Source organism: Amycolatopsis sp. GM8 (assembly GCF_021653975.1).
GTDB lineage: Bacteria > Actinomycetota > Actinomycetes > Mycobacteriales > Pseudonocardiaceae > Amycolatopsis_E.
Window position 1 is genome coordinate 177,097 of record NZ_JAJKFK010000005.1, and the last position, 13,943, is coordinate 191,039.

At 68.4% G+C, this 13,943-nt stretch carries 13 protein-coding genes; 5 read left to right on the forward strand and 8 right to left on the reverse strand.

Features of this window, described 5'->3' with window-relative positions; translation table 11 throughout:
* Positions 1–144: 144 nt before the first annotated feature.
* Together LOZ83_RS24275 and LOZ83_RS24280 are read left to right on the forward strand one after the other, a co-directional pair.
* Positions 145–1,347, forward strand: coding sequence for a 26S protease regulatory subunit (locus LOZ83_RS24275; RefSeq protein ID WP_236793827.1), 1,203 nt, complete (start codon positions 145–147; stop codon positions 1,345–1,347).
* On the forward strand, positions 1,344–2,420 hold the full coding sequence (locus tag LOZ83_RS24280; RefSeq protein WP_236793829.1) for a tetratricopeptide repeat protein: 1,077 nt from the start codon (positions 1,344–1,346) through the stop codon (positions 2,418–2,420). Before LOZ83_RS24275 ends, LOZ83_RS24280 begins: the two co-directional genes overlap by 4 nt.
* Before the next feature lie 593 nt (positions 2,421–3,013).
* Here the strand turns inward: LOZ83_RS24280 and LOZ83_RS24285 are convergent.
* Together LOZ83_RS24285 and LOZ83_RS24290 are read right to left on the reverse strand one after the other, a co-directional pair.
* The gene (locus LOZ83_RS24285; protein WP_236793831.1) at positions 3,014–3,157 is read right to left on the reverse strand and encodes a hypothetical protein; all 144 of its coding nucleotides are present in this window, start codon (positions 3,155–3,157) and stop codon (positions 3,014–3,016) included.
* An 83-nt stretch (positions 3,158–3,240) separates the two neighbouring features.
* A complete protein-coding gene (locus tag LOZ83_RS24290) occupies positions 3,241–4,365 on the reverse strand; it encodes a hypothetical protein (protein ID WP_236793833.1) in 1,125 nt (374 codons plus the stop codon).
* A 65-nt stretch (positions 4,366–4,430) separates the two neighbouring features.
* Here LOZ83_RS24290 and LOZ83_RS24295 point away from each other — a divergent pair, with 65 nt between their 5' ends.
* On the forward strand, positions 4,431–4,751 hold the full coding sequence (locus LOZ83_RS24295; protein WP_236793834.1) for a hypothetical protein: 321 nt from the start codon (positions 4,431–4,433) through the stop codon (positions 4,749–4,751).
* A gap of 507 nt (positions 4,752–5,258) precedes the next feature.
* Here the strand turns inward: LOZ83_RS24295 and LOZ83_RS24300 are convergent.
* A complete protein-coding gene (locus tag LOZ83_RS24300; RefSeq protein ID WP_236793836.1) occupies positions 5,259–6,530 on the reverse strand; it encodes an NAD(P)/FAD-dependent oxidoreductase in 1,272 nt (423 codons plus the stop codon).
* Between the two features lie 180 nt (positions 6,531–6,710).
* Between LOZ83_RS24300 and LOZ83_RS24305 the strand changes: the two genes are divergently transcribed.
* Complete coding sequence (locus LOZ83_RS24305; protein ID WP_236793838.1) at positions 6,711–7,943, forward strand: cytochrome P450; 1,233 nt, start codon at positions 6,711–6,713, stop codon at positions 7,941–7,943.
* Positions 7,940–9,199, forward strand: a complete 1,260-nt coding sequence (locus tag LOZ83_RS40500; protein WP_236793840.1) for a cytochrome P450 — start codon at positions 7,940–7,942, stop codon at positions 9,197–9,199. Before LOZ83_RS24305 ends, LOZ83_RS40500 begins: the two co-directional genes overlap by 4 nt.
* Before the next feature lie 218 nt (positions 9,200–9,417).
* Here the strand turns inward: LOZ83_RS40500 and LOZ83_RS24315 are convergent, their stop codons facing one another.
* The 5 genes from LOZ83_RS24315 to LOZ83_RS24335 all read right to left on the reverse strand — a co-directional run bounded on the left by LOZ83_RS24315 (position 9,418) and on the right by LOZ83_RS24335 (position 13,697).
* Positions 9,418–9,648 (reverse strand): hypothetical protein, encoded by a 231-nt coding sequence (locus LOZ83_RS24315; RefSeq protein ID WP_236793842.1) that lies wholly within the window; start codon positions 9,646–9,648, stop codon positions 9,418–9,420.
* 319 nt (positions 9,649–9,967) lie between these two features.
* Positions 9,968–10,642, reverse strand: a complete 675-nt coding sequence (locus LOZ83_RS24320) for a hypothetical protein (RefSeq protein WP_236793844.1) — start codon at positions 10,640–10,642, stop codon at positions 9,968–9,970.
* A gap of 193 nt (positions 10,643–10,835) precedes the next feature.
* The gene (locus LOZ83_RS24325) at positions 10,836–11,375 is read right to left on the reverse strand and encodes a hypothetical protein (protein ID WP_236793846.1); all 540 of its coding nucleotides are present in this window, start codon (positions 11,373–11,375) and stop codon (positions 10,836–10,838) included.
* 10 nt (positions 11,376–11,385) lie between these two features.
* A complete protein-coding gene (locus LOZ83_RS24330) occupies positions 11,386–12,906 on the reverse strand; it encodes a hypothetical protein (RefSeq protein ID WP_236793848.1) in 1,521 nt (506 codons plus the stop codon).
* 278 nt (positions 12,907–13,184) lie between these two features.
* Positions 13,185–13,697, reverse strand: coding sequence for a hypothetical protein (locus tag LOZ83_RS24335; RefSeq protein ID WP_236793850.1), 513 nt, complete (start codon positions 13,695–13,697; stop codon positions 13,185–13,187).
* Between the last annotated feature and the right edge of the window lie 246 nt (positions 13,698–13,943).

Consider the following 13,943-nt stretch of genomic DNA (forward strand, 5'->3'; position numbering starts at 1 on the left):
AAAATCCCTGACAAAGCGGCGGCATGAAATGGTTACGATGGTCCGCACCACCGATCTTGAAACAGTCCCGGATTGGATTGAGCACGCGTCTGGTTCCTGGTCACGGATCGGGTAACTCGCTTGGCTTCTGGTTGGTGGCCGTCGATGATCGAGTCGCTCGAACAGGGAAAACGATGGGGAGTCATGGCCGACGATCTGCCACCGGTGGTGGCGAGCCTACTGACGGCGCTGGAAGCACGGCCGGAGGACACGGCGCTGCGCCTGCATCTCGCTGGGCTGCTGCTCGAACACGGCCACGTGCCACAGGCGCTCGAACAATGCTCGCTCGCGCTGCAACGGGAACCGGCGAACCAGGAAGCACTGACGCTGCTGCGACGGGCCACCGGGCAGCTGCCGGGCGCTGAACCGGCCACGTTCGACTGGGCGGCCGCCGAGTCACAGGTCGCGGGCATCTCGCTCGATGACGCGCAGGACGTGGACGAGCCGGCGGTGACCTTCGCCGACGTGTCGGGGATGGACGAGGCGAAGCGGCGGCTCGAGCTAGCGGTGCTGGCCCCGTTGCGCAATCCCGAGCTGGGCCGGATGTACGGGCGAAGCCTGTCCGGCGGTCTGCTGCTCTACGGCCCGCCGGGTTGCGGGAAGACGTTCCTCGCGCGGGCGCTGGCCGGGGAGATGGGGGCGCGGTTCTACGCCGTGTCACTGGCCGACGTGCTGGACATGTGGATCGGCTCCAGCGAACGCAACTTGCACGAGGTCTTCGAGACCGCTCGCCGCAACGCGCCGTGCGTGCTGTTCTTCGACGAGGTCGACGCGCTCGGGCAGAAGCGTTCGCACCTGAAGTCCTCACCGGCGATGCGGGGCACGGTCAACCAGTTGCTCAGCGAGATGGACTCGATGGCGGGCGCCAACAACGGCGTGTTCGTCCTGGGCGCGACAAACCACCCTTGGGACGTCGACACCGCGCTGCTGCGGCCGGGTCGATTCGCCCGGCTACTGCTCGTCCTGCCGCCGGACCGGGCAGCGCGCGAGGGCGTCCTGCGCTATCACCTGCGCGACCGGCCGCTCGCGGACGTCGACACGACGGCGCTCGCGCGGCGAACAGAGCACTTCTCGGGCGCGGACCTGGCCTTCCTCTGCGACACAGCGGCGCAAGGCGCGATGGCGGACTCGCTGCGCACGGGAACAGCGCGGCCGATCGGCATGCGGGATTTCGAGGCCGCGCTGCGAGAGGTCAAACCATCCACCGGCGCCTGGCTGGAGACGGCACGCAACGTCGCCCTCTTCGCGAACAGCGCGGGCCTGTACGACGATCTCGTCGCGTACCTGAAAAGCCGGCGGATGGCGTGACCGGGTACGACGCTGTCACGCGCGCGAGAACCCTCATCGAGATCAAGCGGTACGGCGACGCGATAGTGGCACTGGAGCCTGCCCTGACCGACGACCGGACGGCCGGTGTGGCGTTCTGCCTGCTCGCCCAATGCCGCCTGGGAGTCGGGCAACTCACGGCCGCCGAGGAAGCGGCGCGGTCCGCGCTCGCCGCGGGTGAACACGGTGAATGGCCACACCGGTTGCTGGCCATCAGCTACCTGCGGCGGCGGATGGGCAGAAGCGCACTGGCCGCCGCGCAGGAGGCGGTGCGAGCCGAGCCGGAACGCCCCGAAACACTGCACGTGCAGTGTCTTGCGTTGCTCGCCTGCCGACGACGGCGGCAGGCGCTGTCGCTCGCGAAGCACAACGTGCGCCTGAACCCGGACAGCTCGGTCGCCTTCTTCACGCTCGGGTTGTGCCTGCGGGTTTCACGCCAGTACGCGGATGCCGAGGCAGCGTACCTGGAGGCGCTGCGCCTGGATCCGGACAACACCGAGGCCGCGTTGGGGCTCGGGCAGACGTTGCAGAAGCTGGGCAGGCACCACGACGCAGGGCAGGTCTTCCTGGCGGCCGCGAGGAGCGATCCGAGTAATGACCGTCCCCGGAAAGCGCTGACGAGCGTGAGCCTGTCCACGGGTGGGCTCATCACGGCGTACCTGGCGGTCCGGCTGATGGTGGGCAGCGTCGAGAAGAACAGCTTGTCGCTCGGAACCTACTCCGTGTTGTGGTTCCTGTTCACCGCGATCGGCGGTGGTGTCGCGACCTGGCTGCGGATGCGGACATCCGCCGCACTGCCCGCCGAAGTCCGTTCGGGGCTACGGATCGAATACCGGAAGACCGCGCTCGCCTGGGTCTTCGGCGCCGGGGTGGGCAGTGTCGTGCTCGGTGCACTGGGCGTCGCCGACCCGAGCATGCACTCGCCCGCGCTGGGCGTGGTACTGCTCGTCGTGGGCGTGGTGTTGATCGGTGTACACCAGCGTTTCCGGGTCGCTGGCACGGTGGACCTACTGGCCCCGGCCCGACGCCTACGGCAAAAGTGGACCCGTACGTAGTCCCAGCGCCTGCCCGCGACCCCTTGCACAGCCGAGCTGGAACCATGAAAGGGGCAAGCAACCTGCTCATGTCGGATGATCGGCCGCTCGCCTGATTTGGACCGTCTACCGGGCGCACTCAGCGTATGCGGATGGCCGACGGCTGATGTAGGGGAAGCGCTCGATTTTCGTTGGGGTCATGGGGAAATCTCTGCTGCGGTGTTCGCCTGGGCGGCGTGTCCCCGGGCGTGTCCCGCCGTCGCTGCCGACGCGCTGAACCGGCCCGGCCGAGCACCGCGAATGAGCAACGGAGCCCACACGGAGACACATGACGCCGTGCGGTAGTGCCCGCCACACGCCGACGCTGGATCGGGAGGCCGCGTGCGGTGCGCGCGCCCCGTGGGCCCCGACTTGTTGATCTTACTGTCGACACAGAAAATCCATGTGGACCGTCGTGGGTCCCAAGCCACGGGCCAAGGACCGGGTCCGCGTCGGGCCTGCTCAAGCACACATCGGTAACCGATTCTCGGTGAAATTGTCAAGATGATCATGTCAGGCGCAGCGCGAGCGGCGGCGGACCGGCGGCAGGCGCAGCAACTTTGAACACGGCACGATCACTCGGCGCGGTCTTTCCGGCCGGCTTGCGCGCCCACCGCCGCGATCCACAATCCCATCGCGAACATGAACACCGGAATGACCAAAATCGCCACGGGCGCCGGAGGCAAGCTGGCCGACACCGCCACAGCGGCGATCAACATGAACGCCGCCACCCCGACCAGCCAGAACGGCAGGTATCCGTCGCCGACTCCGGTCAGTCCAGCGGTGCGTGGTGGGCGCCAAGTCACTGCCGCGGAACGCGAGCGCGACCCACCTTCGCGAGGGCCAGCCCCGGATAGCCGGGCAAGCCAACCGGGCGGTACCCCTTGTTCGCTTCGCCGGCGATCCACAGCACGCCGGAGACCCGCGTCGCGGCGGCAACACTGCGGCCAACCCGGTGGAACTCTATCGAGCGCGTCTGTCCGTCGGGCAGGTGTAGCCGTCCCGTCAGCTCCTGAACCCGGACACCCTGGCGCGCGATGCGATCGAACGTGACCGGTAGCGGCGTCCACAGCTCCGCCGTTGCGGCGCGGGACATGCGTCCGAGCCGTAGTACCACTCGGGCGTTGGTGTACAGGGCGCATGCGGCCAGCACCAGACCCCACAGGATCGCGGCGCCGAGGACGTGGTCGGTCCTGGATTGGTTACGGAAGAGCGGCGGGAGGTAAGTGGCGACGAGCCATGCTACGAACGCCAGGTTCAGGATGGTGGCTGAGATCTGGACACGCCACGAGTAGCGGATGGATGACCGCAAGACCGCGTCGTCCCTCGGAGGTTCAAGCATCGGTGCGACGGGTTCGAGCGGTTTGGCCGACGGGGGCGGTGCTTGGGTGACCCGGCCAATGATGGGGGACACAATGCCGGGCGCGACGACGATGACACGTCCAGCCGGGTCGGGGCCAAGTACCCAGGCGTGCGGCTTGCGCGCGAACAATGGCCCGTAGACGGACGCGGGCCGGATTCTGAGCCACCGGTCCGGCGCCAACTGGAGGAACGTGGCGCGCCCCACCGTCAGCACATCGTCCACCGTCAGGGCGATCTTCCGGAATGGGGCCTGAAGCAACCGCTGTCGCGACTTCGGGCCGCATCTGAGCCACACACGAACACGGACCTGGATCAACCTCGCACACGCGATCGCCATCACGGCCGGTAATGCAATCCCTGTGCGGGAAGAGAACGTGACCAGTACATAGATGCAAGCCGCGAGGATCAGCAACGACCACCCGACTTGGGCGCGAACGCGCCCGCCGGCGCCCCGGACCGCCGGCCCGATCCAGGGATCCTCCGCGGCCGGCCGGTCGCATCGCGGCTCGAACACGACGATCTCGGTGGGTGCGGGCACGGTCGCAGCATCGGCCGACGTACTCACGACAACGTCCTCCAGGGAGCGCGGCCCACCTGAGGGACGCTGACGCGGGAAGGTTACTCGCCGACGTGGCGGGCTGGCAGCGTCTTGCCGCACGTTGGTGGGTGGAAGGTGCGGGTGGGCTGGTGGATGCACGTCACGTCCTCACGGACCCGTGGCTCAACGTCGTGTCGATCGCCACCACCATGGTCGTCGTCGTGGTTGTCCTTGTGGTGGCCATGGTGGTTTGGTACCGGCGCCGGCGGGAGCGCGTGGCGCGCGCCGCTGTGCTGCGTGCCCGCACTCGGGATGCCCAAGCCCTGCTCACCGATGGCCGCTTCGCTGAGCTTCCGCAGCGGCGACTGGGCCGGGGCGGAGGCCATGCTGCGCGAGTTCATCGTCGCCTCTGACCCAACGAGCCGCCCGTTCCGCAGTGGCCTCCTGTCGGCCCGGCGCGAGCGAATACAAGGAGGCGGTCGCAGACCCGCGCGAGATCGCCGCCGAATGCCGGCAGCGGTCGGAAGATGTGGGCCTGCACAGCGTCATCACTCACTCCGTCCTCGCAGAAGCGCTGAGCGTGACCGGTTCCGTGATGGCCAAGCTGGCGACCGAACACCGCGCCGTACTCGACGCCCACACCCGTGTTCTCGGCGAGGCGCACCCCGACCGCCGAGAGTCGCGTGGCTGTCGGCGCAATTTGACCCAGGCTTCGCTAGCTCTGTTCTCATTCCCTGTGCGGTAACGACAACAGCCTGAACGCGGCGGTCGATCCTGCCCGATACGGTCGCACTCCCATAGTCGATCTTGAAATGAGTGGGGTGGTGGCTCGCCCAGGAGCTGGATCTGCACTTGGTGCTGGACAACGACGCCACCCATAACACGCCGAAGATCGGCAGCAGAATCAACGACCTACGACACTAGCGCGTTGGCGGTCGTGCTCGCAGAACACGCACCACGACGTCAGGCGCGAGTAGCGCCGTGGGCGGGAGAGTCAGGTTGGCTACCCGCATGAACGTACGCGCGACGAGCGGATCGCGGTGGGCGGCGACCTGCGCGCGCTGCGAATAAGCCGAGACGACCCGGCCGCGCACCGAGCGCGGCCCCTCGACACCCGGATATCGGAGGTCGGATCCGGTGGACATCTGCCACGCCACATCGACCACGGCGGCAGCCTCGCGATAGAACCGCCGCGGATCGGCATGCCAATCGCGCAGCACCAGCGCTCCCTGGGCGGCCACCGTCATTCCCTGCGCGTACAACGGATTGAAACTGCACAGGGCGTCCCCGATCGCGAGGAAACCTTGCACCGGCTGGGAAATCTTCTCATAACGGCGACGCAGCGAGCCACGGAACCGATGCGGGACCGGGTCGTCGAGCGGTTCGGCTTCGCGCACGATTTCGTGCACGTCCGGGACGGGCAGCGTCGCCGCGAAACGCTCGAACTCGTCGGGATCGGTCGGCGGGTGGTCGCCGAGCATGCCCGCGAGCGTCACATGCCAACGATCGCCCTCGAGCGTGATCGCGCCACCGCCGCGGAACCCGGGCATTGTGGACACGACGACGGCCAGGTCACCATCGAGATGCTCGGGCTTGCGACGGTAGGTCCGCGAGGCGTAGCCGAGATCGACGTCGATCCGGTCCTCGGCGGGCCGCTCGTGCCCCAATTCCGCGAGCCAGTCGGGCGCGCGCGAACCCCGCCCCGTCGCGTCGATCACCAGATCGGCGGACACGGTCTCGCCCCCGGCGAGCCGAACACCGGTGATGCGCTCGTTGCCGACAAGCCCTGTCGCGGCACAGCCCGTTCGCAGCTCGACGCCCGGCAGTGCGAGGGTGCGAGTACGGATGCCACTTTCCAGCATGGGGCGGCTCGCCAGCAACGTGATCAGGCCCGTGTCGGTCGGCCGCACCCGCAGGCCCGAGAGATACCACCGCGATCCGCGCAGCACCTCGGTGGTGGGAGCGCCTTCGGCGGCGAGGTCGGCGGTCAGACCAGGGTAGAACTCCTCCAGGATCGCCCGGCCACGCTCCATCAGGCCGTGCAGATGCCGGGCCTGCGGGACGCCGCGGCGGGCGGCGGCCCCGGAGATCTCGTCGCGGTCCACGATCAGGACCCGGTCATAGACACTCGCGAGCACACGCGCCGAAAGCAGTCCGGCGATGCTCGCGCCCAGCACGACGGCCTGTCGCATCGGGCACCACCTCCGCTGCCTACTTTCGGTCAGCGGTCAGCGGCTGGCAACGAAGAACGGCAGCCCCTATCGCGTCATTGACATGCCGTGCGGATCGCGCGTTCTTCGGCGGCGGTTCAGGGTCCGTTCATCCACGGGGCGCACAGTCACGAACCGTCGACCAAGGGAGATGAGTCCACTATGGACACTGCGACGACCGAAGCGGCGATGGCGGAGTTGTTCCTGAAGCGCCCCGATCCTTATACCGCGGCACGCCGCCTGCGCGAGGCGGGCCCGGTACACCGCACACCGCTGGGCCTGCATGTGCTGACCCGCTATGCCGACTGCGCGGCCGTGCTGCAGAACAACGCGTGGAGCCACGCGGACGAGGCCGGGCAGCTGCATCCCAGCGTTTCCGCCGAGGAAGCCGCCGAGGAGCTGCCCACGTCGTTCCTGTGGATGGACCCGCCCGACCACACCCGGTTGCGCACGCTGGTGTCGAAGGCGTTCACCCCGCGCACGGTCACCCGGTTGCGGCCGCGGATCGAGCAGCTGTGTGTGGCACTCGTCGACGCCGCCTTGGACAAAGGCGAGTTCGACCTCATCGATCTCATCGCCTACCCCTTGCCGCTCACCATCGTGTGCGAGCTGATCGGCGTCCCCGCCGCCGACCACCGCGCGGTGCAGAAGTGGTCGCAGGATCTCGCGCGCGGCTTCGATCCGGACGCGCTGATGACCTCCGAAGCCCACGCCGCACGCAGTGCCGCGTCGCGCGAGTTCCAGCGATACTTCCGGGAACTGATCGACATCCGCCGCGCCAAGCCGGAGGACGACCTGCTCAGCGCGCTCGCCGCGGTCGAGGACCGCGGTGACGTGCTCACCGAGACGGAGCTACTCACCACCTGCGTCACGACGATCGTCGCCGGGCACGAAACCACCGTGAATCTGGTCGGCAGCGGGCTGCTGTCGCTCATGCGCGAGCCCGGTGAGTTCGAGAGGCTGCGCGCCCATCCCGAGTACGTGCCGAGCGCGGTGGACGAGCTGCTCCGCTACGAACCGCCGGTGCAGATGACCACCCGCTCGGCGAAGGAGCCGATCACGTTGGCCGGGCACGAGTTCCAGCGAGGCGACGGGGTCGTGGTGCTGATCAACGCCGCGAACCGCGACCCCGAGGCATTCGTCGATCCGGAACGGCTCGACGTGGCCCGCTACCACGACCGGACCAATCCCCCACCCCGGCATCTCGCGTTCAGCCTCGGCATCCATTACTGCCTCGGCGCGCCGCTGGCACTGCTGGAGATGGAAGTGTTGCTGCACGAACTGCTGAAGCGGGTGGGCAACATGACACTGCTGACCGAAGAACCGCGGTACAAGCCGAACCTGATCGTGCGCGGTCTCGCCGAGCTGCCGGTGCGGTTCGAGGCGCGGCAGTGATCGACGTCTTCGACCCGGCACTGCGGAGCGACCCCACCGGCATCTACCGGACGCTGCGGGAAACCGGTGCGTTGCATCCGACGGAGTCCGGGGTGCAGCTCGTTCCCCGCTACGCCGACTGCGCGCGGATCCTGGCGGATCCCGACTTCGGCCACGGTTACACCGCCGGGATCAACCCGTTCCGGCCCGGCGTCGACCCGGCGTCGCTACCGGGTTCGTTCTTGTTGCTCGACCCGCCGGAGCACGGCCGCCTCCGGTCGCTGGTGAGCAAGGCGTTCACGATGCGCGCTGTCGAAGCGTTGCGCCCCAGGGTCGTCGCGCTCGTGGATGAGTTGCTGGACACGGCGCTCGCGGCGGGCGAGGTGGACATCGTGCAGGCGCTGGCGTATCCGGTGCCGCTCACCATGATCTGCGAACTGCTCGGAGTGCCGGTGGCCGACCGCGCACTGTTCGGCGCCTGGACGCACGACATCAGCCGAGGCCTCGACCCCGACACGGTCCTTGCCGAGGAAGAGAAAAAGGCCCGGCAAGTGGCGGTGGACAACTTCGCCGACTACTTCAGCGGCCTCATCGAATACCGGCGCGAGCGCCCGGCCGACGACCTGCTGAGCGGCCTCGTCGCCGTTGAAGAAAGCGGGGATCGGCTCACGGTCAAGGAAATCACCGACATCGGTGTGCTGCTGCTCGTCGCCGGGCATGAGACCACGATGAACCTGATCTCGAGCGGAGTGCTGGCGCTACACCGGAATCCGCAGGAGATCGTGCCGCTACGGGTCGATCCGGTGGCTGCGGTGGAGGAAATGCTCCGCTACGACACCCCCGTGCCGTTCCCGACCAGGGTCGCGCTGACTGATGTCGAGGTCGCCGGGCAGCGGCTCCCGCGCGGCACCGGGTTCGTGCTGCTGCTGGCCTCGGCCAACCGTGATCCCCAGGTTTTCGCCGACCCCGATCGTCTTGACGTGACCCGTTTTTCCGGTGCCAAGCCACCCAAACAACTCGCGTTCAGTCACGGCTCACACTTCTGCCTTGGCGCACCGATGGCCCGGCTAGAGAGCGCCATCGTGTTCGACCGTCTCTGCGCCCGCACGGACTTCACCGTGCTCACCGACGAGCCCGAATACCGCGCCAGTATCTCCATGCGCGGCCCGGCCGCACTGCCCGTCGCGCTCCGGAAGCGGCCCTCGATGTCGGCGGCGGGGAGGTTCGGGACGGCGCGGTCGAGGGTGGAGTTGTTCGAGAAGATCAGGCGGGACTAGCGGGACGAGGATCTGTCGATCCGGGAGCTGGCCGAGCGACATCACGTCCACCGGCGCACGGTCCGCCAGGCGCTGGCCGGTGCGGTCCCGCCGCCGGGGAAGACCTATCCGGACCGGCCGCGGCCAGCGATCGATCCCTATGCGGCGGTCATCGACGACTGGCTGCTGAAGGACAAAAACGCGCCGAAGAAGCAGCGTCACACCACGCGACGGGACCGCTACGTGAGCGGGCTCGCGGCACCTCCGTCGGAGAGCGCCGTCCGGACCGCTTGCCTCCAGTCGTCCGACCTCGCCGGATCGCTGTTCAAGTACTGCAAGAACAACACCAGCCCGGCGTCGGGGTTTGCCTCAAGCGCCACATACTGCTCCGCCAAGTAGTACGCCGCTCGAAAAGCCTCAACCAAGGAGAGAGACTCCGGCAAGGAGACCTCGCGTTCTTCACCGTTCACCAGCCGACGATGTCACACACCAAACCGGCAGGGCCGAAATTGGCGCAGACAACTGGGCCAAATGACTTGACCAAACCCAGGTGCGGGTGGCAGGGACGAGGGAAGTGGTGTTCTTGCTCAGCGATCCACGTGTGTTGCTGTGCGGGCGTCGCCGCTGGCCGCGCTGGCTGTGTCCGTCCCGATCGGGGCGGTGCTCGGGACCAGCATCATCCGGCTGTCGGGGATCTGTCTCGGCAGCATCACCTTGCGGTTCACCGTCGCGGTGCCGGTGCCGGCCGGCGACGGGAACCGGTCGGGTGGCCCGGACGGCGGTGGTGTGCTATTTGCGCCAGGTCACTTCACGGCTCGAGGTGTCCTCATAGGGCTTTTGGGCATAGGCGACCGCCACGATGGGGTCCGAAGACGTGCCGAAGAACAGTTCGCACTGTTCGAAAACCGCGCCCGGCGTGGAGAAGTCGCTCGGGGCCATGGATTCGCTCTCGCACCCGGTGACGTCCGTCGACGCGCCGCCGATCAGTACGCCCGGGAAACCGCCGCTGCGGGTCCGGGGGAACAGGGTCGGCGGGAAGATCTCCTTGAAGTTCGCGCCGTCCATGTCGACCATTTTGACGCGCACGAAAAAGAACATCTTCCCGCGCAGTTTTGCTTTGTCCTCGTCCTTCAGCGGCAGGTTGTCGATGTCGGCGTCGGGCGCGGGCGCGCTGTCCACGGTGATGGTGATCCCGAGCAGGCCCTTTTCGTACATGCTGTTGAACGGCACGACGGCTTGTTCGCCGAACTTGATTTTCGTGCCCGGTTTCGTCGTCCGGTCGTTGAGCTCGAGCGTCGGCGTCGAGGTCAGGTACGGCTTCGGCGGGGTCGTCGACGTCGCGCCCGCCACCGCGGTCTCGCCGGCCGGAGTAGGCAGCGACGGTCCCGCCGCAGGACCGGAGCAGCCCGCCGCCCCCAGAGCGAACGCGCCCGCGACAACGAAAATCCCCCACCACTTGCTCACGCTGAACTCCCCAAAATCCGCAACGTACCCAAACCGGCCCATGCCGGTGCGAACAGGATCTTGCTCCACCCGCTCTCGCCGGTCGCGCTTGACCCGAACGGTCCAGCAGGCAGCGTCCGTTTGCCTCCTGAGGGGGTCAGTGGCACAGGCCCGCCTTCGAGCTCGACGATCATACCCCGCACACCCGCTTCGTTCAGGGCACCGAGTTGCTCGGGGTGCCGACGATGGGATAACCGCCCCAGCCGGCGATGAGCCGTTCCCGCATCTTCTTCACGGCGTGGTCGAAGGACCGGCCCGCCCCGGAACCAGCGATCTTGATGACGTTCCCGGCCGCGCCCCAGCCGCCCTCCTCGACCACCTGCTCGAACGCGCGCTTGGCCTCGGTGCCCCGGCAGACGACCGCCGTAGTCATCACCTGAATGTTCCGCTGGTACCCATCGCGGGCCTTCGACTTCACCTTGTCCAGCACCAGCCCGACGAGGTCGACCAGCTCCTCGCCGCGCACGGCACCGGCTGGAGCTGCCGCACCGCCCGGCTGGTCTCCGCCCGCCTGGTCGACGGCGAGGTGCGCTGGTACGACGAGGTCGGCGCCGTCGTGCACGCCTCCGCCGACCTGGTGCCGGTCCTCGAGCGGATCGCCGCGCGTTTTGCCCAGTACCGCTTCGTGATCGCGGACATGACCGGGCAGCGAACCGGCGCCTTCGTCCAGCGGGCGCCCGCGTCGCCGTGACACACGGCCAGGGTCAGAAGGTGTCCTCCCGGACCTGCATGAACCCGTAACTGTGCGCCATGTCCACCAGCGCTGACCGCGCTCGCCTGCGCCGGGTGTCCGCAGCCAGCCCCGGCACGGTGGGCAGCGAGACCAACAGCCCGGGCAGCTCGCCGCCCCGTTTCCCGTTCGGCCCGAAGGGCTCCAGGTCGAGGACGTCGCGCAGCACCAGCTGGCCGCCGGCCTGGTCGTGCCGCTGCTCGGTGCACACCGAGAACTCGACCAGGGGCGCCCCGCTCCACCGCGACGCCGCCGCGGGGTTCCGGATCAGCCGGGGCAGCAGCTCGGTCGCGGTCTCCCAGGCCGCCACGAAGAATTCGAGCAGATCGTCCGCCGTCCAGCGCAGGTCCGGCCGCGGATCTGCGTGCAGGGCCCTGGCCCAGGCGTCGAAGTTCTCGACGCGCACCTCGGCACAGGTGATGACCGCGGAACTGCGCGCGGCCGGCGGTAGCGTCATCATCACCTCGGCGGACAGCGCGATCTCCCCGTCCGGCGCGGTGATCTCGCTGGCGTAGCTGAGCCCGTCGCTCGCGTTGTCGTTCGGGCCCATGCCCCATGTGCCGGCGGGCAGGTCCCGGCCGCGGCGACGCGACAGGTTCGTGGTGAACCCGGCCAGCTGGCTGATCGGCAGTTCGGGGAGCAGCGCGTTCAGCCGGTCCGGGGTGATCTTCACGCCGCTGAGGTCGTCCCAGGGCAGGGTCGCCAGCACCCGCGCCCGCAGCTGCGGCGGCGTCGCCGCGGCGGTCCAGTTGCGGGTCGCGGCCGACGTCGTCGTGGTGGCGATCGGATCGGGGTCCCACCGCCAGCCGTGCCCTCCTCGATCACGGAGCAGCCGACCGGGGCACCAGCGGCCGCCGGACAACGGCACTTCGGTGGCGTGCCGGTCGATGACGCCGGTCGCGGTGGCGTCGCCGGCGGGAAAACCCAGGGCGGCCAGCGCGTCCCCGTCCGGTGCGCCGCTGCCGTGATCCTGCAACGCCTGCCAGATCTCCTCGGCGACGGCGACCGGCCGGTACTTCGGCTGGGCACACAGCACCCAGCCGGACGGCTCGCCCGGCACCGCGAAGTGCTGTGCCACCCCCGGCCCGATCGGGTCGACGTCGGTGACCGGCTCGCCCAGCACGAGGCCCTGCCCGGCGAGGTCGCCGACCGCCTTTTGGAATATTCCGCTCCAGCCCGGTTCCCCGCCGCCGATGGTGTGCGCTGGCTCCTCGGCGCGCTGCGGGGCCTGGATGCTGGCCACGGCAGCGGCCAGCTTGGCGATCTCGTCGCCGGAGTTCACCCAGCCCAACCCGACGAAGTGCTGGATCTCGTGCGGGCGCAGCCAGGTGGTCCCGTCCCCGCGCCGGATCGGGACGCCGACGGCGATCTTGCTCGGCTCGGTGGTGCCGTTCGGTGCCGGCACGGCGAACAGCTGGCTCGAGCGCGGCTGGGCGGGAATGTCGATGACCAGCACACCCAGCTCGTCGGTGCACGAGATCCAGTCCACCGCCACGTGCCGCAGCGGGGGGGAACACCCTGGTGGCGATGATCTGGCGATGCTTGTCGAGGTCGATCAGCTTCCGTGGCACCGGGTTGAGCGCGTCGACGATCTCCTCGCCGTGCTCCTTGCGAGTGCTGAACCCCACCAGGAGCAAGCCCCCGTCGGCGGTGTTCGCAAAGGCCGCCACGTCCTTCGCGAGTTCTTCGGCGCCTTTGGGCTGGCCCAGCGGGTAGATGCCGTCCTTCACGTCGAGCCAGACGCACTCCCGCTCACCGACCAGCGCGCCGGGATCATCCCGGCGCAGGGCCTGCCGTGCGCGTTCCAGACCAGCAGCCGTCATGCACGTATTCTTCCCGGCTGTCGCTTGACGTCCCGCTCCTGCCCGTCACTTCACCGCGCGGCAGGGTGCACGCGGACGGGCGACGTGACTCAGCGGAGATCTTCGAGTGCGGCAGCTCGTTGGGTGATGAAGGCGCGGAACGCGGATTTGTCGTTGTCGTGCAGGGGATCGCATTCCCGGGACTCGTGGTGGCCAGGCGGCAGGCCAGCCAGTCCCGCACATGCCCCTTGGTGACACCAGCCGCCTCCTCCGGCGGGTCGGCGAGCGCCGCGAACCACGCGTGCGGGTCGTCCTCCTCCGGCGGTGCCACGGGATCGGCGAGCCAGATGTGCAGCCACCGCGCCGCATCGGTGTAGGTGCGGATGGTGCGGGGTGATTTGTTCTCGGCGCGTAGTGACCGAGCCCACTCATCGATCAACGTCTGATAGGGCTCGGGCGCAGGCGGCAGCGTTGAAATTGGCATAGATCAACTCTCAAAGCGGAGTGTCACTGAGCGCCGCGCTAGCTCCCGGGCCGCATCCGACGACCCAAAAAGGGGGAAAATCGCTGGTCAAAGTCTCGTTGTCGGGATGACAGGATTTGAACCTGCGACCCTCCGCTCCCAAAGACCCGGAGATCACGTTCAGGGTCGTGTGAACGAGTACGTTTGCCCTGGTCAGAGCCATTGCTGAAACAGTTGGGGCGGTCCGTACGGGGTTGAACTGAGCCC